This is a genomic window from Streptomyces sp. ADI95-16 (genome assembly GCF_003721495.1).
GTDB classification, from domain to species: Bacteria; Actinomycetota; Actinomycetes; order Streptomycetales; family Streptomycetaceae; genus Streptomyces; species Streptomyces goshikiensis.
Map to the genome: position 1 here is coordinate 1,819,140 of NZ_CP033581.1, position 25,519 is coordinate 1,844,658.

The following is a 25,519-nucleotide window of genomic DNA, read 5'->3' on the forward strand; positions in this document are numbered from 1 at the left end:
GCGGCCGACCGGTGGGACGGAGCGGGCGAACAGCCGCTCAGCCCCACCGGACGCCGATCATCCGCCGCTCAGTGCCCGGCGCCGTCCACCACGGCCGCCCATTCGTCCAGCAGCGCCTGCGCGGACGCCGCGTCGGGGCCCTCGGCCCACAGGTGCGTCACCGCCTCCGCCGGGTCCGGCAGCACCAGCGCCCACCGACCGTCGGTCTCGACCACCCGCACGCCTTCGGTGGTGTCCACCTGCCGGTCCCCGGCCGCCTCCACCACGCTCCGCATGACGAGCCCCTTCACGGCCCACGGGGTGGGCACGTCCCGCTTGAGCACGTGCGCCCGCGGGATCCGCGCGTCGATCTGGCTCAGCGTGAGCTGCGTCCGCGCCACCAGCCCGATGAGCTGCACGAACGCGGCGGAACCGTCGAAGACGCTGCTGAACTCCGGAACGATGAACCCGCCCCGGCCGTCCCCGCCGAAGATGGTGTCCTCCGCGCGCCCCACCCGGGTCAGGTCGTCGGGCGAGGTCGTCGTCCACTCCACCTGCGTCCCGTGGTACGCGGCCACCTGCTCGGCGATACGGGTCGTGGTCACCGGAAGCGCCACCTTGCCGCTGCGCTTCTCGGCCGCGACCAGATCGAGCAGCACCAGCAGCGCCCGGTCGTCCTCGATGATCCGCCCGCGCTCGTCCACCAGCGAGATCCGCTCGCCCACCGGGTCGAAGCGCACCCCGAAGGCCGCCCGGGACGAAGCCACGATCTCCCCGAGCCGGACCAGCCCGGCCCGCCTCGTCTCGGCGGTCTCGGTCGGCCGGGACTCGTCCAGCCCCGGGTTGACGGTGAGGGCGTCGACCCCGAGCCGGCCCAGCAGGCTGGGCAGCACGAGCCCGGCGCTGCCGTTGGAGGCGTCGACGACCACCTTGAGCCCGGAATCCGCGACCCCGGTGATGTCGACCCGGCGCAGCAGGGAGCCGGTGTAGGCGTCGAAGACGCTGCCCGGGAACTGCAGGTCGCCGATCTCGCCGGGGAAGGCCCGCCGGTACTCCTGGCGCGCGTACACGCGGTCCAGCTTGCGCTGCTGCTGGAGCGAGAGGTCCGCTCCCCGCTCGTCCAGGAACATGATGTCCACGGAGTCGGGCACCCCGGGCGAGGTCCGCAGCACGATCCCGCCGGCGCTGCCCCGCGCGGTCTGCTGCCGCGCCAGGGGCAGCGGTACGTTCTCCAGGTCGCGCACGTTGATCGCGCTGGCCTGGAGCGCCGAGATCACGGCCCGCTTGAGCGCGCGGGCACCTCGGGAGTGGTCGCGGGCCGTGGTGACGGTGGCGCCCTTCTTCAGGGTCGTCGCGTACGCACCGGCGAGCCGGACCACCAGTTCGGGGGTGATCTCCACGTTCAGGATCCCGGAGACTCCGCGCGCGCCGAACAGATGCGCCTGGCCGCGCGACTCCCAGATCACCGACGTGTTGACGAAGGCGCCCGCCTCGATCGTCTTGAAGGGGTAGACGCGCACGTTCCCCTGGATGATCGATTCCTCGCCGACGAGGCACTCGTCCCCGATGACGGCCCCGTCCTCGATCCGGGCGGCCCGCATGATGTCGGTGTTCTTCCCGATGACGCAGCCGCGCAGATTGCTGTGGGCCCCGATGAACACGTTGTCGTGCACGACGGCCTTGTGCAGGAAGGCCCCGCTCTTGACGACGACGTTCGACCCGATGACGGTGTGCTCTCGGATCTCAACGCCGGCCTCGACCTTGGCGTAGTCCCCGATGTACAGCGGCCCGCGCAGCACCGCGTCCGGGCTCACCTCGGCGCCCTCGGCGATCCACACCCCGGGGGAGATCTCGAAGCCGTCCATCTCGACCTGGACCTTGCCTTCGAGTACGTCGGCCTGCGCCTTGACGTAGCTCTCGTGCGTGCCCACGTCCTCCCAGTAGCCCTCGGCGACGTAGCCGAAAATGGGCTTGCCCTCCTTCATCAGCTGCGGGAAGACATCACCGGACCAGTCCACCGGAACATCCGGGTCCACGTAATTGAAGACTTCGGGCTCCATGACGTAGATGCCGGTGTTGACGGTGTCCGAGAACACCTGCCCCCACGTCGGCTTCTCCAGGAAGCGCTCGACCTTTCCTTCCTCATCCACGATGGTGATGCCGAATTCCAGCGGGTTCGGCACCCGGGTCAGGCACACCGTGACGAGTGCGCCCTTCTCCTTGTGGAATCTGATCAGATCGGTGAGGTCGAAGTCGGTGAGCGCATCGCCGGAAATGACGAGGAACGCGTCGTCCTTCAAGGCCTCCTCGGCGTTCTTCACGCTGCCGGCGGTGCCGAGTGGCTTCTCCTCGTTGGCATACGTGAGCTCCATTCCGAGCTCTTCGCCGTCACCGAAGTAATTCTTGACCAGCGATGCCAGGAACTGCACGGTGACCACGGTCTCGCTGAGCCCGTGACGCTTGAGCAGCCTGAGCACGTGCTCCATGATCGGCCTGTTGGCCACCGGCAGGAGCGGCTTGGGCATGCTTGAGGTCATGGGGCGAAGACGCGTACCTTCGCCACCGGCCATCACGACGGCCTTCATGTCGGAAGAGTCCTCCTTGAGAGACGACGTTCTCGCCGACCTCACCCGTCCCGGACGGTGATTCCGCAACTCCTCCGCGTCATCCGGCGCCGAGCGAGCTCAATCGGCCGTGGTGTCCGCCTTCACCAGCCGACGGACTTGCACCACGTAAAGGATTCCTGCCCACCAATAGAGGGTTGTACCCCATCCGGCGAACGCCCATCCGAAAACTGCGCCCGTCCAGGCCAACCAACCCGTGCCGTCACTGAGCAGCAGCAACGGGAACGCGTACATCAGGTTGAAGGTCGCGGCCTTGCCGAGGAAGTTCACCTGGGGCGGCGGATAGCCGTGACGGCGCAGGATCCAGACCATCACGAGGAGCATCAGCTCACGGGCCACCAGCGCGGCGGTGAGCCACAGCGGCAGAATCTCGCGCCACGTCAGACCGAACAGCGTGGACAGGATGTACAAGCGGTCCGCGGCGGGATCCAGCAGCCTTCCGAGGCTGCTGATCTGATTCCACTTGCGCGCGAGCTTCCCGTCGAGGTAGTCACTGACCCCGCTGAGCAGGAGGACGGCCAGAGCCCACCCGTCGTACTCCGCCAGAATCAGCCACAGGAACAGGGGTACGCCGGCGAGGCGAGCCATGCTCAGGACGTTCGGAATGGTGAAAATTCGGTCAGTCTGAACCCGAGTCTCCTGGACCTCCACCCGGGGGCCTCCACTGTGACTGTAGAAATGTTGAACCTGCCCCCTGACCCTACAGGAGTGCGGGTGTGGGCCCGGCGGGCCCCAAACGCAGAAAAGCCCCGCACCAGTTACCTGGTGCGGGGCTTTCCCACAATGATTGTTCGGCGGCGTCCTACTCTCCCACAGGGTCCCCCCTGCAGTACCATCGGCGCTGAAAGGCTTAGCTTCCGGGTTCGGAATGTAACCGGGCGTTTCCCTAACGCTATGACCACCGAAACACTATGAAGTTAACCAACCGGGCATAAACACGGTCGTTACTTCAGAACTAACACAGTGGACGCGAGCAACTGAGGACAAGCCCTCGGCCTATTAGTACCAGTCAGCTCCACCCGTTACCGGGCTTCCACATCTGGCCTATCAACCCAGTCGTCTACTGGGAGCCTTACCCTCTCAAGGAGGTGGGAATACTCATCTTGAAGCAGGCTTCCCGCTTAGATGCTTTCAGCGGTTATCCCTCCCGAACGTAGCCAACCAGCCATGCCCTTGGCAGGACAACTGGCACACCAGAGGTTCGTCCGTCCCGGTCCTCTCGTACTAGGGACAGCCCTTCTCAATATTCCTACGCGCACAGCGGATAGGGACCGAACTGTCTCACGACGTTCTAAACCCAGCTCGCGTACCGCTTTAATGGGCGAACAGCCCAACCCTTGGGACCGACTCCAGCCCCAGGATGCGACGAGCCGACATCGAGGTGCCAAACCATCCCGTCGATATGGACTCTTGGGGAAGATCAGCCTGTTATCCCCGGGGTACCTTTTATCCGTTGAGCGACGGCGCTTCCACAAGCCACCGCCGGATCACTAGTCCCGACTTTCGTCCCTGCTCGACCCGTCGGTCTCACAGTCAAGCTCCCTTGTGCACTTACACTCAACACCTGATTGCCAACCAGGCTGAGGGAACCTTTGGGCGCCTCCGTTACCCTTTGGGAGGCAACCGCCCCAGTTAAACTACCCATCAGACACTGTCCCTGATCCGGATCACGGACCGAGGTTAGACATCCAGCACGACCAGAGTGGTATTTCAACGACGACTCCACAACCACTGGCGTGGCCGCTTCAAAGTCTCCCACCTATCCTACACAAGCCGAACCGAACACCAATATCAAACTGTAGTAAAGGTCCCGGGGTCTTTCCGTCCTGCTGCGCGAAACGAGCATCTTTACTCGTAGTGCAATTTCACCGGGCCTATGGTTGAGACAGTCGAGAAGTCGTTACGCCATTCGTGCAGGTCGGAACTTACCCGACAAGGAATTTCGCTACCTTAGGATGGTTATAGTTACCACCGCCGTTTACTGGCGCTTAAGTTCTCAGCTTCGCACGCCCGAAAGCGCACTAACCGGTCCCCTTAACGTTCCAGCACCGGGCAGGCGTCAGTCCGTATACATCGCCTTACGGCTTCGCACGGACCTGTGTTTTTAGTAAACAGTCGCTTCTCGCTGGTCTCTGCGGCCACCCCCAGCTCACGGAGTAAATCCGATCACCAGTGATGGCCCCCCTTCTCCCGAAGTTACGGGGGCATTTTGCCGAGTTCCTTAACCATAGTTCACCCGAACGCCTCGGTATTCTCTACCTGACCACCTGAGTCGGTTTAGGGTACGGGCCGCCATGAAACTCGCTAGAGGCTTTTCTCGACAGCATAGGATCATCCACTTCACCACAATCGGCTCGGCATCAGGTCTCAGCCTTAATGAGGGACGGATTTGCCTACCCCTCGGCCTACACCCTTACCCCGGGACTACCACCGCCCGGGCTGGACTACCTTCCTGCGTCACCCCATCGCTTACCTACTACAAGTCTGGTTCGTCGGCTCCACCACTTTCCTTTCCCCGAAGGGTCCGGAACGGCTTCACGGACTTAGCATCGCCTGATTCGATATTGGGCGTTTCAAAGCGGGTACCGGAATATCAACCGGTTGTCCATCGACTACGCCTGTCGGCCTCGCCTTAGGTCCCGACTTACCCTGGGCAGATCAGCTTGACCCAGGAACCCTTAGTCAATCGGCGCACACGTTTCTCACGTGTGTATCGCTACTCATGCCTGCATTCTCACTCGTGAACCGTCCACAACTAGCTTCCGCTGCTGCTTCACCCGGCACACGACGCTCCCCTACCCATCACAACACCCGTTGGGGCTATACGCTGCAATGACACGACTTCGGCGGTACGCTTGAGCCCCGCTACATTGTCGGCGCGGAATCACTTGACCAGTGAGCTATTACGCACTCTTTCAAGGGTGGCTGCTTCTAAGCCAACCTCCTGGTTGTCTCTGCGACTCCACATCCTTTCCCACTTAGCGTACGCTTAGGGGCCTTAGTCGATGCTCTGGGCTGTTTCCCTCTCGACCATGGAGCTTATCCCCCACAGTCTCACTGCCACGCTCTCACTTACCGGCATTCGGAGTTTGGCTAAGGTCAGTAACCCGGTAGGGCCCATCGCCTATCCAGTGCTCTACCTCCGGCAAGAAACACGTGACGCTGCACCTAAATGCATTTCGGGGAGAACCAGCTATCACGGAGTTTGATTGGCCTTTCACCCCTAACCACAGGTCATCCCCCAGGTTTTCAACCCTGGTGGGTTCGGTCCTCCACGAAGTCTTACCTCCGCTTCAACCTGCCCATGGCTAGATCACTCCGCTTCGGGTCTAGAGCGTGCAACTCAATCGCCCTATTCGGACTCGCTTTCGCTACGGCTTCCCCACACGGGTTAACCTCGCTACACACCGCTAACTCGCAGGCTCATTCTTCAAAAGGCACGCAGTCACGACCGTTGTTCCGAAGAACAACGGCGACGCTCCCACGGCTTGTAGGCACACGGTTTCAGGTACTATTTCACTCCGCTCCCGCGGTACTTTTCACCATTCCCTCACGGTACTATCCGCTATCGGTCACCAGGGAATATTTAGGCTTAGCGGGTGGTCCCGCCAGATTCACACGGGATTTCTCGGGCCCCGTGCTACTTGGGAGATTCTTAAGCAAGCCGCTGATGTTTCGTCTACGGGGGTCTTACCCTCTACGCCGGACCTTTCGCATGTCCTTCGACTACATCAACGGTTTCTGACTCGCCGACCGGCCGGCAGACCGATCAAAAGAATTCCCACAACCCCGCATGCGCAACCCCTGCCGGGTATCACACGCATACGGTTTGGCCTCATCCGGTTTCGCTCGCCACTACTCCCGGAATCACGGTTGTTTTCTCTTCCTGAGGGTACTGAGATGTTTCACTTCCCCTCGTTCCCTCCACACTGCCTATGTGTTCAGCAGTGGGTGACAGCCCATGACGACTGCCGGGTTTCCCCATTCGGACACCCCCGGATCAAAGCTCAGTTGGCAGCTCCCCGGGGCCTATCGCGGCCTCTCACGTCCTTCATCGGTTCCTGGTGCCAAGGCATCCACCGTGCGCCCTTAAAAACTTGGCCACAGATGCTCGCGTCCACTGTGTAGTTCTCAAGCAACGACCAGCCACCCATCACCCTCATCCCTAAGGACCAGGTTCACTGGGGCCGGCATCGCGAAGATAAGACCTTACGGCCGTACCTTCAGATACCCAACAACGTGCCAGGCACGATCCCCCGTCAGTGACTCACTTTCCACGCCGAAGCAGTACTCGTGATCCATCCAGGAAACCGTGCCAAATAATCAACGTTCCACCCATGAGCTGACCGTGCAGAACATTTGTCTGCAATCGGTACTGTGCTCCTTAGAAAGGAGGTGATCCAGCCGCACCTTCCGGTACGGCTACCTTGTTACGACTTCGTCCCAATCGCCAGTCCCACCTTCGACAGCTCCCTCCCTTACGGGTTGGGCCACCGGCTTCGGGTGTTACCGACTTTCGTGACGTGACGGGCGGTGTGTACAAGGCCCGGGAACGTATTCACCGCAGCAATGCTGATCTGCGATTACTAGCAACTCCGACTTCATGGGGTCGAGTTGCAGACCCCAATCCGAACTGAGACCGGCTTTTTGAGATTCGCTCCACCTCACGGTATCGCAGCTCATTGTACCGGCCATTGTAGCACGTGTGCAGCCCAAGACATAAGGGGCATGATGACTTGACGTCGTCCCCACCTTCCTCCGAGTTGACCCCGGCGGTCTCCTGTGAGTCCCCATCACCCCGAAGGGCATGCTGGCAACACAGGACAAGGGTTGCGCTCGTTGCGGGACTTAACCCAACATCTCACGACACGAGCTGACGACAGCCATGCACCACCTGTATACCGACCACAAGGGGGGCACTATCTCTAATGCTTTCCAGTATATGTCAAGCCTTGGTAAGGTTCTTCGCGTTGCGTCGAATTAAGCCACATGCTCCGCTGCTTGTGCGGGCCCCCGTCAATTCCTTTGAGTTTTAGCCTTGCGGCCGTACTCCCCAGGCGGGGAACTTAATGCGTTAGCTGCGGCACCGACGACGTGGAATGTCGCCAACACCTAGTTCCCAACGTTTACGGCGTGGACTACCAGGGTATCTAATCCTGTTCGCTCCCCACGCTTTCGCTCCTCAGCGTCAGTAATGGCCCAGAGATCCGCCTTCGCCACCGGTGTTCCTCCTGATATCTGCGCATTTCACCGCTACACCAGGAATTCCGATCTCCCCTACCACACTCTAGCTAGCCCGTATCGAATGCAGACCCGAGGTTAAGCCTCGGGCTTTCACATCCGACGTGACAAGCCGCCTACGAGCTCTTTACGCCCAATAATTCCGGACAACGCTTGCGCCCTACGTATTACCGCGGCTGCTGGCACGTAGTTAGCCGGCGCTTCTTCTGCAGGTACCGTCACTTTCGCTTCTTCCCTGCTGAAAGAGGTTTACAACCCGAAGGCCGTCATCCCTCACGCGGCGTCGCTGCATCAGGCTTTCGCCCATTGTGCAATATTCCCCACTGCTGCCTCCCGTAGGAGTCTGGGCCGTGTCTCAGTCCCAGTGTGGCCGGTCGCCCTCTCAGGCCGGCTACCCGTCGTCGCCTTGGTGGGCCATTACCCCACCAACAAGCTGATAGGCCGCGGGCTCATCCTTCACCGCCGGAGCTTTCAACCCCCACCCATGCGGGCGGGAGTGGTATCCGGTATTAGACCCCGTTTCCAGGGCTTGTCCCAGAGTGAAGGGCAGATTGCCCACGTGTTACTCACCCGTTCGCCACTAATCCACCCCGAAGGGCTTCATCGTTCGACTTGCATGTGTTAAGCACGCCGCCAGCGTTCGTCCTGAGCCAGGATCAAACTCTCCATGAATGTTTACCCGTAATCGGGTGCACACGCACTTAGAGCGGGTCAGTCATGTCGGAATAAGACCGACTGACCACTGCGTCCTCGCTGTGTAATTGCCTGCAAGCATCACCCGAAGGCGACCTCACAGGTCTTTTTCAAAGGAACCTCATCCACCGAAGTGGACGGGGTATCAACTTCTGGCGTTGATTTTTGGCACGCTGTTGAGTTCTCAAGGAACGGACGCTTCCTTTGTACTCACCCTCGCGGGCTTTCCTCCGGGCTTTCGTTCTTCGTTCTTGCGTTTCCGACTCTATCAGAGTCAGTCCCGCTCGCTTTCCAGGTGATTCGCTTTCGCGTTTTCCCTTTCCGGCGGTTCCGACTCTATCAGTGCTTTTCCTTCGCTCTGACCACTCACCGTCTTGCCGAATGGCAGGCAGGCAGAAGTCGAGATCAAGATCGGTACTTAAGAGGAGGAGTCCCGTCCATCGGCAGTTCGCGAGATGTTCACGCGGTGCGTCCTGGCGGGAGACTCGACAGTACAGGCCTGCCGGTGCCCAAGCAAATCGATTCAGGCGTATGGTCTAGTCCACTACTCTGTCGCGGGAGCACGTCGTGACCTCGTTCGAGAGGTGCACTTCGGGCGGAACCGGGACATCTAATGACTTACCCTTCTGAAAGTATGCCGTCCAGGACAGATTGTGACGGTGACATGAAGAAGCCCCACCCCCTGGGAGGCCCCCCATGACCAGCGTGACGTCCCCACTTGCCGGGCGTGCGATCGGACTCGCGGCAGTGCCCGATCCGGTCTTCTCCGGCGCGATGGTGGGACCGGGCACCGCTATCGACCCCGTGCGTGAGCCCTCGGAGGCGGTGGCCCCCGTCGACGGTGTGGTCGTCTCCCTTCACCCGCACGCGTACGTGGTCGTCGACAGCCAGGGGCACGGCGTGCTCACGCACCTCGGGATCGACACGGTTCAACTCAACGGCGAGGGCTTCGAGCTCCTCGTCAACAAGGGCGACACCGTGACCCGTGGTCAGGCCGTCATCCGCTGGAACCCGCAGGCCGTCGAAGCGGCCGGCAAGTCTGCGATCTGCCCCGTCGTGGCGCTGGAGGCCACCCCGGACTCCCTCTCCGACGTCGTCGAGTCCGGAGACGTGAAGACCCACGACGCCCTCTTCGGCTGGCACTGATCCTTGTCCGCCCGCACAGGCGGGTCGGACAACCATCGCGGCGGCTGGGCTCGCCGCTCTATCGGAGACGGGTGAAATGGAGACAACGCTGCGAGGCGTCGGCGTGAGCCACGGTGTGGCGATCGGCGAGGTCCGGCACATGGGCACGGCGGTTCTCGAACCGCCGGCCAAGCAGATCGCCGCTGCGGAGGCGGAGCGCGAGCAGGGGCGCGCCCGTCAGGCCGTCAGCGCGGTCGCGGCCGACCTGATCGCGCGCGGCCAGCTGGCCGGCGGCGAGGCCCAGCACGTGCTTGAGGCTCAGGCCATGATCGCTGAGGACCCCGAGCTCATCGCGGACGTCGACCGCCGCATCGCGGTCGGCAGCACCGCCGAGCGTGGCGTGTACGACGCGTTCGCCGCCTACCGCGAGCTGCTCGCGGGAGCCGGCGAGTACATGGCCGGCCGGGTGGCCGACCTGGACGACGTGCGCAACCGGATCGTGGCGCGCCTGCTGGGCGTGCCGATGCCGGGTGTGCCGGACAGCGACGAGCCGTACGTACTGATCGCGCGGGATCTCGCCCCCGCCGACACGGCTCTGCTGGACCCGGCGCTGGTGCTCGGCTTCGTGACCGAGGAGGGCGGGCCGACCAGCCACAGCGCGATCCTCGCGCGGGCGCTGGGCGTGCCGGCCATCGTGGCGCTGCCGGGTGCGGGTGAGATCGCCGAGGGCACCCTGATCGCCGTGGACGGCAGCACGGGTGACCTGTTCGTGGACCCGTCGGCCGAGAAGCGGGCCGAGCTGGAGGCCGCGGCCGCGGAGCGCAAGGCCGCTCTGGCCGCGTCGTCCGGTCCGGGTGCCACCTCCGACGGGCACAAGGTGCCGCTGCTCGCCAACGTCGGCGGTCCGGCGGACGTGCCGGCGGCCGTGGAGGCCGGGGCCGAGGGTGTGGGCCTGTTCCGCACCGAGTTCCTGTTCCTGGACGACAGCAAGAAGGCGCCGTCCGAGGAGAAGCAGGTCGAGTCGTACCGCAAGGTGCTCGAAGCCTTCCCCCAGGGTCGTGTCGTCGTCCGTGTGCTGGACGCCGGTGCGGACAAGCCGCTGGACTTCCTGACGCCGGCCGACGAGCCGAACCCGGCGCTGGGTGTGCGCGGTCTGCGCTCGCTGCTGGATCACCCGGACGTGCTGCGCACGCAGCTGACCGCGCTGGCGAAGGCCGCCGAGGGTCTGCCGGTCTACCTTGAGGTCATGGCCCCGATGGTGGCCGACCGGGCCGACGCGAAGGCGTTCGCGGACGCGTGCCGCGAGGCCGGGCTGCGGGCGAAGTTCGGCGCGATGGTGGAGATCCCCTCCGCCGCGCTGCGGGCGCGCTCGATCCTCCAGGAGGTCGAGTTCCTGTCGCTGGGTACCAATGACCTGGCGCAGTACGCCTTCGCCGCCGACCGTCAGGTCGGTGCGGTGTCGCGGCTGCAGGATCCGTGGCAGCCGGCGCTGCTCGACCTGATCGCCATGTCGGCGGATGCCGCCAGGGCGGAGGGCAAGAGCTGTGGTGTGTGTGGCGAGGCCGCTTCGGATCCGCTGCTCGCCTGTGTGCTGACCGGTCTGGGTGTCACCTCTCTGTCGATGGGTGCCGCGTCCATTCCTTATGTACGGGCGAGGCTGGCCAAGCACACGCTCGCGCAGTGCGAGCGCGCGGCGGCCGCCGCGCGCGCCGCGGACAGCGCCGAGGAGGCCCGGGTGGCCGCGCAGGCGGTGCTGTCCGGCGAATAGCAGGACGGTTGGTGTGGTGTCGAGGGGCCTTCGCCGGTGGCGAGGGCCCCTCGGCCGTTTTCCGCGGGCTCCCTCGCTCAGTGGTGCGGGTGTGGTTCGTCCACCTCGTAGCCGGGGCAGTATTCGACGCCCGGTTCGGGGGCGACGGGGTCTCCGGTGTCGGCGTCCGTGCAGTAGGCGTTGAACACGGACGCGGCGGAGAGGGGGACCAGCCGGCCGCGGTCCAGGCGCCAGCCGTGGACCCGGTCGCGGCCTTCAGCCGTGCTGCGGAGCACCAGTCCCCCGGGGCCGCCCAGGGCGATGCCGGCGGCGAGTACGGTCACGAAGTCGAGGCCGTCGCGGCCCTCGATGCGTGGTGGGGCGTCGGGATCGTCGGTGACGGCGTCGGCGTGGAGGACGGCGACGAGCTGTTCCTCTTCGGTCGGGATGCTGCACACCAGGTGGTGGTGGCCGGGGCCGGCGCCGGCCACCAGGCGTTTGAGTGCGTCGGCGGCGCGCTCGAAGGACGCGTGGCCGATGTCCTCGCCGCAGTCGGCGCAGCTGCCGACACCGGTCAGGAGCATGGTCGCGTACTCCCACATGCTCTGGCGGACGGCTTCGTCGAGGAGGAGCGGGACAAGTTCCTCGATGGGCTGGCCGGTGTAGGCCAGCCCTCCGCTGCTGCCGGCGAGCTCGGCGGTGAAGCGGGTGCGGGTATGGGCGGTGTCCGGGTCGAGGCCGTGTTCCCGGCAGAACACGGCGTACTCCTCGGGGTCGAAGAGGGCGACGGTGGTGTGGATGCCCTGGGCGGCGAGGGACCGGAGCAGTCCGTCGACCTGGCGGAGGTAGTCCTGGTGGTCCTCGAAGGTGAAGCTGCGGTAGTCGCGCATGGCCGCGAAGTCCCCGGCGTCGGCGAGGAGGCCGACGGTGCTGGGGACTTCGCGGCGCAGGGTGCGGCGCCCGCTGCTGCGGCCGGCGCCGCCGCTCCTCTTGCCGCTCCGGCCGCCGGGCCGGCTCTGCTGCTGCGGTGTCTCGTGCGTGGTCTTGTCGGTCGGTGGCATGGCTCCCCCTGAGTGGCGCAATCACTTGCTCACTCACAGTAACCATGCCCACTGACAGTGGCCTCAGCCCTGGGCGCGGGTGCGGCCGAGCTCCTCGTAGAAGGGCAGCAGGTCGAGGTTGTCGACCGAGCCCGCGTTGACCGCCTTGGCCAGGGGCGTGCCCTGGAGGAGGCGCTTGACCGGGACTTCGATCCGCTTGCCGGTGAGGGTGTGGGGGATGGCCGGGACCTCGATGATCTCGTCGGGGACGTGGCGCGGGGACAGCTGCTCCCGGATGGTCGTCTTGACCCGGGCGCGGAGGTCGTCGTCGAGGGTGGCTCCGGGGGCGAGGTGGACGAAGAGCGGCATCCAGTAGCCGCCGTTCGGCTCCTCCAGGCCGATGACCAGGGATTCCTTGATCTCGGGGAGGCGTTCGACGGCCTCGTAGATGTCGGCCGAGCCCATCCGGACGCCCTGGCGGTTGAGGGTGGAGTCGGAGCGGCCGTGGATGACGACCGAGCCGTGGTCCGTGATGGTGATCCAGTCCCCGTGCCGCCAGACGCCGGGGAACATCTCGAAGTAGCTGTCGCGGTAGCGGCTGCCGTCGGGGTCGTTCCAGAAGTGGATCGGCATGGACGGCATGGGGTTGGTGACGACGAGTTCGCCGAACTCGCCGACGAGCGGCTTGCCGGACGGGTCCCAGGCCTGGAGGTCGGTGCCGAGGCAGGCGGCCTGGAGCTCGCCGATGTGGACGGGGAGGGTGGGGACGGCGCCGGCGAAGCAGCTGCAGACGTCGGTGCCGCCGCTGACGGAGGCGATCCAGAGGTCTTCGGCGACCTCGTCGTGCAGCCAGCGGAAGCCGTCGGGCGGCAGCGGGGAGCCGGTGGTGGCCACGCACTTCACGGCGGAGAGGTCGAAGTCCCGGCCGGGGTGGACCTCCGCCTTGCGGCAGGCCATCACGTACGCGGCGGAGGTCCCGTAGAGGGTGGCCTTCGTCCGTTCGGCGATCCGCCACTGGGCGCCGGTGTCGGGGTAGCCGGGGCTGCCGTCGTAGAGGACGACCGTCGTGCCGGTGAGCAGGCCGGAGACGAGGAAGTTCCACATCATCCAGCCGGTGGAGGTGTACCAGAAGAACCGGTCCTCGGGGCCGAGGTCGCAGTGCAGGCCGAGCTGCTTGAGGTGTTCGAGGAGGATGCCGCCCTGGGACTGGACGATGGCCTTGGGGAGGCCGGTCGTACCGGAGGAGTAGAGGACCCAGAGGGGGTGGTCGAAGGGGACGGCCTCGAAGACGGGCTCGGTGGTCGCGGCGGTCAGGTCCGACCAGGCCAGGGTGCCCTCGGGGGCGTCGGTGCCCAGCAGCGGGATGTGGACGACGGCGCGCAGCGAGGGGAGCTCGGCGCGCAGCTCGGCGACGGTGTCGCGGCGGTCGTGCTCCTTGCCGCCGTAGCGGTAGCCGTCGACGGTGAACAGGACGACGGGCTCGACCTGCTGGAAGCGGTCCAGGACGCTGCGGGCGCCGAAGTCGGGGGCGCAGGAGGTCCAGACCGCGCCGACGGCGGCGGTGGCGAGGAGGGCGGTGACGGCCTCGGGGATGTTGGGGAGGTAGCCGCTCACCCGGTCGCCGGGGCGTACGCCGAGGGCGCGCAGTTCGGCGGAGAGGGCGCCGACCTGGCGGCGGAGCTCGGCCCAGGTGACGGGGACGGCCTCGTGGGTCTCGTCGACGTGGAGGAGGGCGGCCTCGTCGGCGCGGGCCGGGTCCTCGGCGGCGCGCAGGGCGTGCTCGGCGTAGTTGAGGGTGGCGCCGGTGAACCAGCGGGCGCCCGGCATGGCGCGGTCGGCGAGGACGGACTCGTACGGGGTGGTGAAGCGGACGTCGAACCACTCGGCGACGGCCTGCCAGAAGATGTCGAGCTCGTCGACGGACCAGCGGTGCAGGGCCGGGTAGCCGCCGGCCGCGGGGGCGCCGAAGCGTTCGGCGGCCCAGGCCTGGAAGGCCGTGATCCGGGCCGCGGCGATCCGGTCGGGGCCGGGGGACCAGAGGGGCTGCGGCGTGCTGGCTGAGGTCATGGGTCGGCTCCCGGTCAAGTCTGCGGCTCGCGCTTCGTGTGCGTACGGTGCCATCGCGCGGTGGGTGTGCGCGTGGCGGCTCACAGGGACGATGCCATGTGATCGACATCCGCACCAGAGCTGTCGGGGGCGGTCGCTCTTGATCCATTTATCGGTGAACGGAAGTTGAACGCGGCCCGCTCGGGCGGGGCCCGGTGGCAGGGTGAGCGGCATGGACGGTCGTGATCTGGTGCGTGCGGTGGCGGAGCTCGGTACGGCGCGGGGGCGGGGCGCGTGGCGCTCGGCCTGGCGCCACCGGCGTGCGGACGCGGTGGCGCTCCCGCGCCGGGGCGCGGAGCGGGCGCGGGTTCCGGGGCTGCTGACGGGGACGGAGCCGCGTCCGGGCGGGGGCGTGCTGCGGTTCGCGCGCTCCGAGCTGCTGGTACGGGTGACCGTGGGCGGGGCGGTGTTCTGGAGCTGGGACGGGGCGGAGCCGACGCCCTCGTACGCCGTGACGGGCGGCGGGCCGGAGCCGGATCCGCGCGCGGCGCTGGAGGCGGACACCGGGGGCGGCTGGCGTGTGGTGTCGGAGCGGGTGACGGTCGCGGTGTCCCGGCTCGGGGCGGTGGAGGTACGGACTCCGGGCGGGACGGTGCTGCGCCGGGAGCTGCCGCCGCGCTGGTGGGAGCCGGTGGGGCCGGATCCGGAGGCGGACTCGGCCGGGGCCGGCGCGGGCGACGGGGCCGGAGCCGACGCGGGCGGCCGGGCCGGGGCGGCCGGAGGCGACCGGGCCGGGGTCGGCGGAGGCGACCGGGCCGGGGTCGGCGGAGGCGACCGGGCCGGGGTCGGCGGAGGCGACCGGGCCGGGGGGCGTGAGGCGCGGTGGTTGTCGCGGGCCGAGGTGCCGGCCGACGCGCGGTTCTTCGGGCTCGGCGGCCGCGCGGCGGGGCCCCGGCTGCGGGACGGCGCGTACCGGCTGTGGAACACGGACCCGAAGGGCGGTTTCGGGCCGGGGGACGATCCGCTGTACATCACGATGCCGGTGCAGATGGTGGTCGCGGACGCGGGAACGCACCTGGTGTTCCACGACAACACCTGGGACGGGCGCGTGGTGCTGCGCGAGGGCGAGGAGGGCGCGGGCTCCGGGCCGGACCGGCCGGGGACGAGCGAACTGCGGATGGAGGGCGGCCCGTTGCGGTGCTGGGTGCTGGTGGGGACACCGGCGCGGGTGCTGCAGGGCTGGTCGGGGCTGACGGGCGCGGCCGCGGTGCCGCCGGAGTGGGCGCTGGGCTACCAGCACGCGCGGTGGGGGTTCGGGAGCGCGGCGGAGGTGCGCCGGGTGGTGTCCGGCTACCGGGAGCGCGGGCTCGCGCTGTCGGCCGTGCACCTGGACATCGACCACTACGACGGGCACCGGGTGTTCACGGTGGACGAGGAGAAGTTCCCCGATCTGCCGGGTCTCGCGGAGGAGTTGCGGGGTCAGGGGGTGCGGCTCGTCTCGATCGTCGACCCGGCGGTGAAGGCGGGTGACCCGGTGCACGCGGCGGGGCTGGAGGTCGGCGCGCACGGGGCGTTCGTACGGGACGCGCGGGGCCGGGAGGTGCGGGGCGAGGTGTGGCCCGGGGAGTGCGCGTACCCGGACTTCACGGATCCGGCGGTACGGGAGTGGTGGGGCGGGCTGTACGGGGAGCGGCTCGCGCGCGGGTTCTCCGGGGTGTGGCACGACATGAACGAGCCGGTGTCCTTCGCTCCGTTCGGGGACGCGACGCTGCCCCGTTCGGCGCGGCACGCGCTGGAGGGGGCGGGCGGGGACCACCGGGCCGCGCACAACGTGTACGCGCTCGGGATGGCGCGGGCGGGCTGGGAGGGGCTGGTGCGGCTGCGGCCGGACGAGCGGCCGTTCCTCTTCTCGCGGTCGGGGTGGGCGGGGATGCAGAGGTACGGGGGTACGTGGTCGGGGGACGTGGAGACGGGCTGGGAGGGGCTGCGGGCCTCGCTCGCGCTGGTGCTGGGGCTCGGTCTGTGCGGGGTGCCGTACTCGGGGCCGGACGTCGGCGGTTTCGGCGGTTCCCCGTCGCCGGAGCTGTACCTGCGGTGGCTGCAACTGGGTTCGTACCTGCCGTTGTTCCGGACGCACTCGGCGATCTGGGCGGGGCGGCGGGAGCCGTGGGAGTTCGGTCCGGAGGTGGCGGAGCACGCGCGGGCGGTGCTGGCGGAGCGGGAGCGGCTGCGGCCGTACTTCGTGACGCTGGCGCATCTGGCGCGGCGGACGGGGGCGCCGTACGTGCGGCCGCTGTGGTGGGGGGCTCCGGAGGACCGGGCGCTGCGGGACTGCGAGGACGCGTTCCTGCTGGGGGACGCCCTGTTGGTGGCCCCGGTGCTGGAGTGCGGCGCGGACCGGCGGGCGATCCGGCTGCCGCGGGGGCGGTGGTACGACACGGTGACGGGGGTGGCGTACGAGGGGCCCGGCCAGGTGCTGCTGGACGCGCCGCGGGGGCGGATCCCGGTGCTGGCGCGGGCCGGCTCGGTGCTGCCGGTGCGTTCCGGCGGCGGGGTGAGGCTGGAGGTGTGGGCCCCGGCCCGGGGGCGGACGGGCGGCGGGGTGGTCATCCGGGACCCGGGGCCGGGGTTCGGGGCGGGTGAGGTCGAGCGGTACGCGGTGCGGTGGGCCGGTGACGCGGTGCTGGTGGAAACGGAGTCCGGGGCCCCGGCGGAGGGCGTCACCGTGCGCGGGCTCTGAGCGCGGCCGCCGCGCCGTGCCGCGGTAACCGCAGACCCAGGACGGCGGCCATCGGCCCGGCCCGGGGCTGTCAGCCCGGGGCCTCGTACGGGGCCGGGTTCACAGGCCGGCGGGGGTGTACTTCCCCTCGAACCAGGCGGTCGCGGCGCGGGTGTGGAGGGGGAAGGCCAGGTCCGTCGGGCCGCGGAGGATGTGCCAGCCCGTCGTTTCGTCGGTCGCGACGGACGGCGGGAGGGCGGCGGCCGGGCGGGGCGGGAGGAGGCCGAAGAGCAGCAGGTGACCGGCCGGGGAGCTCATGGCGTCGGCCAGGACGACCTCCGAGGCCGGGGCCTCGATGCCGGTCTCCTCGCGCAGTTCGCGGACCACGGCCTCGCGCCAGTCCTCGCCGCATTCCATGAACCCGCCGGGCAGGGCGATGCCGCCGGGCGCGGGTTCTGTCGTACGGGTGATGACCACCAGTCCGGTGCCGTCCTCGTCCCGGACCGGGAGGAGGGTGACGGCGACGGGGAGCGGGTTGCGGTAGTGGACGGCGCCGCACGCGGGGCAGGTTCGGGGCCAGGCGGACGTGTCGAACGGGGCTCCGCAGGTGGAGCAGTGCGAGTCCCTCAGCTGTGCCGGCATGCGGCGATGGTATGCCAAGGGGTATGAGGATGCTGGCTGTTGTGACCCTGCTGGCGGGGTTGGTCGCCGGGTCGGCGGCGCCCGGGTTCGTGGCGCTGGCGGAGGTGGATCCCACCATCGGGCAGGACGTGCGGTACGCGGGTGCGCACAACTTCACCGGCGGGCGGGTGCCGGGTTACGAGGAGCCGGTGTGCCTGCTCGCCCGCCCGGCCGCCGAGGCGCTGCGGCGGGCGCAGCGGGAGCTGTTGCGGAGCGGGTACGCGCTGAAGGTGTACGACTGCTACCGGCCGCAGCGCGCGGTGGACCGGTTCGTGCGGTGGGCCCGGGACGAGTCGGACCAGTCGACCAAGGCGGAGTTCTATCCGGGGGTGGCGAAGAGCCGGCTGATCCCCGACGGGTACATCGCCGAGAGGTCGGGGCACAGCCGGGGCAGCACCCTCGATGTGACGCTCGTACGGCTGCCCGCGCGCCGGGAGCTGGACATGGGGACCCCGTTCGACTTCTTCGATCCGCTCTCGCACACGGACGACCGGCGGGTGGGCGCGGTGGCGCGGGAGAACCGGCGGCGGCTGACGGGGGTGCTGGGGCGGCAGGGTTTCGTGAACCTGCCCGAGGAGTGGTGGCACTTCACGTACCGGCCCGAGGCCTTCCCGGACCGCTATTTCGACTTCCCGGTGTCTGTCGGGTCCGTCCGCCCCTGAGTACCGTGCCAGGCATGACTTTCCGTTCGTACGAGGAATTCTGGCCCTACTACGTCGCCATGCACTCCCGCTCCGCCACCCGCTGGGTGCACCTCACCGGGACGCTCACCGGGCTCGCCGTGACGGCCTACGGGCTGGCGCGCGGCCGGAAGCGCTATCTCGCGGCCCTGCCGCTGATCGGGTACGGGACCGCTTGGCCGGCCCATTTCCTGATAGAGGGGAACAATCCGGCCACGTTCGGGCATCCCGTGTGGTCGCTGCGCGGGGACGCGCGGATGATCCGGATGATGCTGGCCGGGCGTGACGGGGAGCTGGCCGTGATCGCCGAGAAGTGGCTCACCGAGAACCGGTGACCCGGCGCCCCTCCCGTGGCAGACTTCTGACGGTTCGTCAGGTCACGATGCCTCGCGCTGCCTCCGGGAGGGGTTTTGGAACGCACACGTACACGTACGCCCGTCGTGAGCGGGTGGTTCGGCGACAGCGGCGCGGAGGGCGGGTTCCGGCTGCTCGGCACCCGCTGCTCGGCCTGCGCCGCGGTGTTCTTCCCGCGCGAGGACGCGTACTGCCGCAACCCGCACTGCGCGGGGGACGGTGAGCTCGCCGAGGTCCCGCTGTCCCCGCGCGGGCGGGTCTGGTCTTACACCGACGGGCGCTACCGGCCGCCCGCCCCCTACGTGTCCGACCCGGACGTGCCCTGGGAGCCGTACACGCTGGTCGCGGTGGAGCTGGAGGCCGAGGGATTGGTGGTGCTGGGGCAGGCGGTACCCGGAGTGGGCGTCGCCGACCTGGCGATCGGGATGGAGGTCGAGGTGGTGGGCGGCGTGCTGGACGAGACCGCAGAAACGACCTGGACCACCTGGCGGTTCCGGCCCGTGACCGACGGGGACGGGGACGGAGCCGAGGGAGACGGGGCCGGCGGGGACGGGGAGGTGCGGCCGTGACCGCCGACATCGCCGTCCTCGGAGCCGGGATGCACCCCTGGGGCAAGTGGGGCCGGAGTTTCGTCACGTACGGGCGGGCCGCGGCCCGGGCCGCACTCGCCGACGCCGGGCTCGACTGGACCGACGTCGGATCCATCGTCGGCGCCGACACCGTGCGCTCGGGCTACCCCGGCTACGTCGCCGGCGCGACCTTCGCCCAGGCGCTCGGCTGGCAGGGCGCACGGGTGACCAGCGTGTACGCGGCCTGCGCCTCGGGCGCCCAGGCGATCGGCGCGGCGCGGGCGCAGATCCTGGGCGGGCTGGCCGACGTCGTCCTCGTGGTGGGCGCGGACGCGGCGCCCAAGGGGTTCTTCGCCCCGGCGAGCGGGGACCGGCCGGACGATCCGGACTGGCTGCGGTTCCGCGTGCTGGGGGCCACCAACCCGGCGTACTTCGCGCTGTACGCGCGGCGCCGGATGGCTCTGTACGGGGACACCGCCGAGGACTTCGCCCAGGTGAAGGTGAAGAACGCGGCGGCCGGGGCGCTCAACCCGAACGCCCGCTACCGCAAGCCGGTGACCGCGCGGGAGGTGGCTGCCTCGGCCGTGGTCGCCGATCCGCTGCGGCTGCTGGACATCTGCGCGACCTCCGACGGGGGCGCGGCGCTGGTGCTGAGCAGCATGGACTTCGCGCGGGCCCGGGGGGTCACCGATCCGGTGCGGATCCGTGCGGTGTCGACCGTCACGCCGACGTATCCGCGGACGGTGCTGGACCTGCCGGACATCGCCACCGACTCGGTGACGGCGGTGCGGCCGGCGGCCGGCTCGTTCCGGGCGTCGATCGCCCGTGCCGCCTACGAGGAGGCCGGTCTCGGCCCGGACGACCTCTCGCTCGCGGAGGTCTACGACCTGTCCACGGCCCTGGAACTGGAGTGGTACGAGGACATCGGGCTGTGCGCCGAGGGGGAGGGCGCGAAGCTCCTACGGGAGGGGGCGACCGCGCTGGGCGGGCGGGTGCCCGTCAACACCAGCGGCGGGCTGTCCTCGTTCGGGGAGGCGGTGCCGGCGCAGGCGATCGCCCAGGTCTGCGAGCTGACCTGGCAGTTGCGCGGAACGGCGGCGGAGCGGCAGGTTCCGGGGGCCCGGGCCGGGATCACCGCGAACCAGGGGCTGTTCGGGCACGGCTCGGCCGTGATCGCCGTCCGTTAGGGCAGGTCAGGAGCCCGGCCGGGGTGCCCGGGGCGCCCTGCCGGAAATCTCCCGGCAGGGCGTGCCGCGCGAGTGCTTGACGGTCCCTGGTGGCGGGTTCACACTCTCCCCACAGTCTCGCGCCGCCGGCGAGAGCCTCGATCCCCCCATGAGAGCAGCGGCCCGTACCCCAGTCGGCGGGGGTACGGGCCGCCTCCGTGCCGGGCGGTCAGGTGCCCGCCGTCAGGCTCTGTCTGCGGGCCCGCGCCAGGGACATCGCGTGTTCCACGACCCCCACCAGCACGTCCTTGACGGACTCCCGGTCGCGCGCGTCGCACAGCAGCACCGGCACCTCGGGGTCGAGGTCCAGGGCCTCCCGTACGGTCACCACCGGATGGCGGTCGGCGCCGTCGAAGCAGTTGACCGCGACCACGAAGGGGAGCTGGCGCCGCTCGAAGTAGTCGATGGCGGCGAAGCAGTCGGCGAGGCGGCGGGTGTCGGCGAGGACGACCGCGCCGAGCGAGCCCTGGGACAGCTCGTCCCACAGGAACCAGAACCGGTCCTGGCCGGGCGTGCCGAACAGGTACAGCACCAGGTCCTCGCGCAGCGTGATGCGCCCGAAGTCCATGGCCACGGTCGTGGTGTTCTTGCCCTCCACTCCCCCGGTGTCGTCGATTCCCATGCCGGGTTCCGAGAGGAGTTCCTCGGTCCGCAGCGGTCTGATCTCACTCACCGCACTGACCAGGGTGGTCTTTCCCACCCCGAAGCCGCCCGCGACCAGGATCTTCAGGGTCAGCGGCTCGACCGGCGACACGGCATGCATCGCGCCGGTGCGGCTAGAGCGCCCGAAGGCCATCGATCACCTCACGCAGAATGGATTCATCGGGCAGTTCGGCCGGTGGTACCGGCCGGGTCACATGGACCAGTTCCTCGTCGACCAGGTCTCCGATCAGGACTCGGACCACCCCGATCGCGAGGTCGAGCTCGACCGCGAGTTCCGCGACCGACTGTGGGCGTCCCCGGCACAGCCCCAGGATGTGGGCGTGTTCCGGGGACAGGGTCATGTCCCAGACCGGGTCGTCGGCCGCCGCTTCGGCGACGACGAGCGCGATCAGGTCGAGCCGGTGCTGGCCCGCGTGGCTGGTCCGGCCGCGGGTCATCGCGTACGGACGGACCACGGGGCCCGCCTCGTCGTCGAACCAGTGCGGGTGGGCTGGGGTGGGGCGGTCCTGGCCTGAATCGCTCATGCCGTCCGACTCACCCTCCGGCTGGCAGCCCGGTCCGCGGGGCGGTCGCCAGGTGGTCACCGACTCGCTTGACCATCAGGGTCATCTCGTACGCGACCTGGCCGACATCGGAGTCGGCGTCGGAGAGCACGGCGAGGCAGCTGCCGTCCCCGGCGGCCATGACGAACAGGAACGCCTCGTCGAGTTCGACGACGGTCTGGCGGACCCGGCCGGACTCGAAGTGGCGGCCGACGCCCTTGGCCAGGCTGTGGAAGCCCGAGGCCACGGCGGCCAGGTGCTCGCTGTCCTCCCGGGTCAGGTCCGCGGAGCTGCCGGTGGGCAGGCCGTCGCCGGAGAGGACCACCGCCTTGCGGATGCTGCCGACCTTGTCGACGAGTTCGTCGAGGAGCCAGTTGAGCGGGCCGGAGCCGCGGCCCCTGGTGTCGTTGCCGGTCTGCGGTGCGGTCATCGACCGTCCCCCTCGTTCTCGTTCTCGGTCGCGGGACCGGTGGCGGCGGACGTGCCTGCCCCGGCCTCCGGCTGCTGCTGTGCGTCCTGTTGCTGTACGTCCTGCTGCCGTGCCGCGCGGCGCTGCTGGGCCGCGTGCTGTTCGCGGCCCGCGGTCCAGCCCCGCTGGAGCGCCGACATGCGGTTGCGCACGTCGTCCGCGTCGCGGTCCTCCAGCGGCTCGGCGGCGGCTTCGGCGGACCCGGCGGACGGGGCGTTCTTGAGCTGGGGGGCCAGGTTGGCCTGGCGGACCCGGCGGGGCAGCCCGCCGGGGCCCGGGGCGGGCTGGGGCCGGGCGCCGCCGGGGTCGGTTCCGGCGGGCGCCGGCCTGGGCGCGGCCGCCGACGGGGGCGTGGAGGTGGACGGGGACCGGCGGACCATGGACACCGGGCGGGGCTCGACGCGGCGGCCGTGCTCGGCGACCAGGGTCGGGGTCGGCCTGCGGCGCGGGAGGGGCACCGCGCCGCCGGCGCGGGGGCCGTCGGGGCGGGCGCTGTCCACCCGGGAGTGGTCCAGCCGGACCGGGCCGGTGGGCGGCAGCGGCTCCCGCTGGCGGTCTCGGTCGCGCTCGCGCTCACCGAACCGCTCGCCGAACCGCTCGCCGTCGGGCCGCTCGGCGGCGTTGCGGTCCGCAGCGCCGCGGTCGGCCCCGTTCCGGTCGGCGGCGTTCCGGTCCGCGCCATTGCGGTCCGCGCCGTTGCGGTCGTTCTTCCAGCCGCCGGCGCGCTGCGGGAGCCCCAGCAGGGAGCTGCGGGGGGTGCCGTTCGGCGGGGTCTCGTCGTCCAGGGTGGCCATGGGCGGGCGGCCGCCGCCGTTGCGCCCGGCGATCCCGGTGACCTCGTCGAGGCCCGCGAGGCCGGCGGGGGCCTCGGTGCGGTCGATGCCGTCCAGCCCGAGGACGCTGAGCGGGGCTTCCAGCTCCACCGGCCCGTGCAGCACTCCGGCGGGCAGCGGGCGGCCGGAGGCGGCGCGGCCGGGCCGGGCGCGCTCGACGGCGGCCTGCGCGGGCCGCGGGGAGCGCTTGCCGTCGGTGAGGCGGATGCCGGTGCCGTTGGTCTCGGGGGCCTCGGTGAGCAGGTCCGCCGGGAGGAAGACGACCGCGGTGGTGCCTCCGTAGGGGCTGTGCTGGAGAACGACCTTGACGCCGTGGCGGTGGGCGAGGCGGCTGACGACGAACAGGCCCAGCCGGTCGGTGTCGGAGAGTTCGAACTCGGCGGTCTCGGCGAGCCGGAGGTTGGCGTCGAGCAGCGCCTCCGGGTTCATGCCGAGGCCGCGGTCGTGGATCTCCAGGGTGAACCCGTTGGCGACGCGCTCGCCGTGGACCTGGACGGCGGTGTGCGGCGGGGAGAACACGGTGGCGTTCTCCAGGAGTTCGGCGACGAGGTGGGTGACGTCGGCGACGGCCGGGCCCTCGATGCCCAGGCGCGGGAGGCGGCGCACCTCGATGCGCTCGTAGTCCTCGACCTCGGCGACGGCCGCGCGGACGACGTCCATCAGCTGGACGGGCTTGCGCCACTGGCGGGAGGGCGCGGCCCCGGAGAGGATCACCAGGCCCTCGGCGTGGCGGCGCATGCGCGTGGTCATGTGGTCGAGGCGGAACAGGTCGGCGAGTTCCTCGGTGTCCTCGGTGCGCCGTTCCATGGTGTCGAGGAGGGTCAGCTGGCGGTGCAGGAGCACCTGGTTGCGGCGGGCCAGGTTGACGAAGACCTCGGAGACCCCACGGCGCAGTTCGGCCTGCTTGACTGCGGCCTCGACGGCGGCGCGCTGGAGGCTGTTGAGGGCCAGGGCGACCTGGCCGACCTCGTCCTTCTCGAATTCCAGGCGGGGCGCCTCGGTCTCGACGTCGACACTCTCACCGGCGGCGAGGCGGCGCATGACGCTGGGCAGCCGGACGCCGGAGGCCTCGTGGGCGTCCTTGCGGAGCCGGGACAGGTCGCGGACCAGGTCGCGGCCGATGCGGACGGAGAGGACGACGGAGACGACGAGGGCGATGAAGCCGAGGATGCCGGCGATGGCGGCCTGGATCAGGACGTCCATGGCGGCGGGCTCGACGCGCTTTTGGTAGGCGTCGCCGGCGGCGGTGCCCATGGTGGCGAGGTCGTCGAGGGCCTTGGTGGCGGCCTCGTCCCACTGGGCGGCGGTGACGGCGCGCGGGGTCTTGGTGGCGCCCGCGCTGATGAACCGTTCCTCCGCGTCGCGCAGGGGCGTGGTCTGCGGGCCCATCCAGTACGACTCGAAGCGGTCGCGGTCCTCGCTCGGCAGGATCGCCAGGTTGAACTCGTACAGCAGGCGGCGGTTGGCGGCGAAGTCGGAGACGTGCCGGATGTCGGCGGCGCTGACGTTGCGGGCGACGAGGGCCGAGGCGATGACGGCGTCCTCGCGGGAGAGCGTCTCGCGGGCGCGGGTGATGCCGACGAGGGCGCGGCCCTGCTTGTCCAGCTCCACGTTCTCCAGGGCGTGGAGATTGAGGAGGAATTCGTAGCAGGGGTCGACGAGCCGGCTGTAGAGCTCCAGGGCCTGGCTGGGGTCGAGGCTGTTCTGGTCGATGGAGCGGCGCAGCGCGGCGATGCCGCGGAAGGCTTCGAGGATGGAGTCCAGCCGCTGGGTGGTGCCCTCGCTGAGCTCGTCGAGGACCTCGGGGTCCTTGGCGTTGGCGCTGATGCTCTCGACGGCGGCGTCGGTGGCGGCGCGGCTCTTGGCGAGTTCGGCGGTGGCGACGGAGGAGCGGGGGTCGCCGACGACGACGAGGGTCTGGCGGCGTTCCTTCTGTATGACGCGGACGACGTCCTCGATGGGGTAGCCGACCTTGTCTATGACGTAGGCGACGTCGAGGAGCTGGACGGCCTGGCGGCCGGTGATGACTGTCGCGAAGCCCCAGAGGGCGGTCAGGGAGACGAGCGGCACAAGGAGCAACGCCACGATCTTCCGGCGGATGGACTTCCCGCGAAAGCGCATGGCCTCCCCAGCCTCCCCCAGCTCAACCCCATTGGCGGGGGTCGGTGTTCCGTCATTTAAACGGCGTGAGCCTACTACTGCCACGCAGCGGGTTCGAAGGCGTGTCCGGACGTTTTCGGCCGGGCCCGGGGACGGAGATCACGAGTTGTCCGGTCATTCCGGTCACG

16 protein-coding genes and 3 rRNA genes are annotated in these 25,519 nt (G+C 69.1%); 7 read left to right on the forward strand and 12 right to left on the reverse strand.

The annotated features are described in order from the left end of the window. Window positions 1-68: 68 nt before the first annotated feature. From EES41_RS07710 to EES41_RS07730, 5 genes are all read right to left on the reverse strand, one after another. Complete coding sequence (locus tag EES41_RS07710; RefSeq protein WP_073796298.1) at window positions 69-2,564, reverse strand: mannose-1-phosphate guanyltransferase; 2,496 nt, start codon at window positions 2,562-2,564, stop codon at window positions 69-71. Between the two features lie 99 nt (window positions 2,565-2,663). Next, entirely contained in the window at window positions 2,664-3,254 is a 591-nt protein-coding gene (locus EES41_RS07715) for a CDP-alcohol phosphatidyltransferase family protein (protein ID WP_123076795.1), read from the reverse strand. Between the two features lie 138 nt (window positions 3,255-3,392). Further along, window positions 3,393-3,509, reverse strand: a 5S ribosomal RNA gene (rrf, locus tag EES41_RS07720). Window positions 3,510-3,582: 73 nt separating this feature from the next. Then, a 23S ribosomal RNA gene (locus EES41_RS07725) occupies window positions 3,583-6,706 on the reverse strand. A 285-nt stretch (window positions 6,707-6,991) separates the two neighbouring features. Continuing rightward, window positions 6,992-8,516: ribosomal RNA gene (locus tag EES41_RS07730) — 16S ribosomal RNA — on the reverse strand. Together the 16S, 23S and 5S rRNA genes form the textbook arrangement of a ribosomal RNA operon. Window positions 8,517-9,233: 717 nt before the next feature. Between EES41_RS07730 and EES41_RS07735 the strand changes: the two genes are divergently transcribed. Together EES41_RS07735 and ptsP are read left to right on the forward strand one after the other, a co-directional pair. Then, window positions 9,234-9,683 (forward strand): PTS glucose transporter subunit IIA, encoded by a 450-nt coding sequence (locus EES41_RS07735; RefSeq protein WP_123076797.1) that lies wholly within the window; start codon window positions 9,234-9,236, stop codon window positions 9,681-9,683. Between the two features lie 76 nt (window positions 9,684-9,759). Beyond that, window positions 9,760-11,430 carry a phosphoenolpyruvate--protein phosphotransferase gene (gene ptsP / locus EES41_RS07740; protein WP_123076799.1) on the forward strand — a complete coding sequence of 557 codons (1,671 nt, stop codon included), beginning with the start codon at window positions 9,760-9,762 and terminating at the stop codon, window positions 11,428-11,430. Window positions 11,431-11,507: 77 nt separating this feature from the next. On the opposite strand, the gene EES41_RS07745 is transcribed toward ptsP, so the two are convergent. Further along, window positions 11,508-12,470, reverse strand: a complete 963-nt coding sequence (locus tag EES41_RS07745; protein WP_250570142.1) for a hypothetical protein — start codon at window positions 12,468-12,470, stop codon at window positions 11,508-11,510. A 63-nt stretch (window positions 12,471-12,533) separates the two neighbouring features. Continuing rightward, window positions 12,534-14,516 carry an acetoacetate--CoA ligase gene (locus EES41_RS07750; protein WP_123076801.1) on the reverse strand — a complete coding sequence of 661 codons (1,983 nt, stop codon included), beginning with the start codon at window positions 14,514-14,516 and terminating at the stop codon, window positions 12,534-12,536. A 211-nt stretch (window positions 14,517-14,727) separates the two neighbouring features. On the opposite strand from EES41_RS07750, the gene EES41_RS07755 reads away from it, so the two are divergent. Then, window positions 14,728-17,235, forward strand: coding sequence for a glycoside hydrolase family 31 protein (locus EES41_RS07755; protein WP_123076803.1), 2,508 nt, complete (start codon window positions 14,728-14,730; stop codon window positions 17,233-17,235). A gap of 99 nt (window positions 17,236-17,334) precedes the next feature. Here EES41_RS07755 and EES41_RS07760 read toward each other — a convergent pair whose 3' ends face one another. Next, window positions 17,335-17,856, reverse strand: a complete 522-nt coding sequence (locus EES41_RS07760) for an NUDIX domain-containing protein (protein ID WP_123076805.1) — start codon at window positions 17,854-17,856, stop codon at window positions 17,335-17,337. A gap of 29 nt (window positions 17,857-17,885) precedes the next feature. Between EES41_RS07760 and EES41_RS07765 the strand changes: the two genes are divergently transcribed. The 4 genes from EES41_RS07765 (at window position 17,886) to EES41_RS07780 (ending at window position 20,685) form a co-directional block, all read left to right on the forward strand. Then, on the forward strand, window positions 17,886-18,557 hold the full coding sequence (locus tag EES41_RS07765; RefSeq protein WP_250570065.1) for a M15 family metallopeptidase: 672 nt from the start codon (window positions 17,886-17,888) through the stop codon (window positions 18,555-18,557). 5 nt (window positions 18,558-18,562) lie between these two features. Next, window positions 18,563-18,910: a DUF962 domain-containing protein gene (locus EES41_RS07770; RefSeq protein WP_123076809.1), complete on the forward strand. Its 348-nt coding sequence runs from the start codon at window positions 18,563-18,565 to the stop codon at window positions 18,908-18,910. 105 nt (window positions 18,911-19,015) lie between these two features. Next, window positions 19,016-19,498, forward strand: coding sequence for a Zn-ribbon domain-containing OB-fold protein (locus EES41_RS07775; protein WP_254211376.1), 483 nt, complete (start codon window positions 19,016-19,018; stop codon window positions 19,496-19,498). Beyond that, a complete protein-coding gene (locus tag EES41_RS07780; RefSeq protein WP_123076813.1) occupies window positions 19,495-20,685 on the forward strand; it encodes a lipid-transfer protein in 1,191 nt (396 codons plus the stop codon). The genes EES41_RS07775 and EES41_RS07780 overlap by 4 nt, the downstream gene beginning before the upstream one ends. A gap of 208 nt (window positions 20,686-20,893) precedes the next feature. Here EES41_RS07780 and EES41_RS07785 read toward each other — a convergent pair whose 3' ends face one another. From EES41_RS07785 to EES41_RS07800, 4 genes are read right to left on the reverse strand one after another with little or no spacing between them, the layout of a single operon-like run. Further along, entirely contained in the window at window positions 20,894-21,487 is a 594-nt protein-coding gene (locus EES41_RS07785) for an ATP/GTP-binding protein (protein ID WP_241846311.1), read from the reverse strand. Between the two features lie 13 nt (window positions 21,488-21,500). After that, on the reverse strand, window positions 21,501-21,911 hold the full coding sequence (locus EES41_RS07790; protein WP_123076815.1) for a DUF742 domain-containing protein: 411 nt from the start codon (window positions 21,909-21,911) through the stop codon (window positions 21,501-21,503). Between the two features lie 10 nt (window positions 21,912-21,921). Continuing rightward, entirely contained in the window at window positions 21,922-22,359 is a 438-nt protein-coding gene (locus EES41_RS07795; RefSeq protein WP_037797174.1) for a roadblock/LC7 domain-containing protein, read from the reverse strand. Continuing rightward, window positions 22,356-25,352, reverse strand: coding sequence for a nitrate- and nitrite sensing domain-containing protein (locus EES41_RS07800; RefSeq protein WP_123076817.1), 2,997 nt, complete (start codon window positions 25,350-25,352; stop codon window positions 22,356-22,358). The genes EES41_RS07795 and EES41_RS07800 overlap by 4 nt, the downstream gene beginning before the upstream one ends. Window positions 25,353-25,519 lie beyond the last annotated feature (167 nt).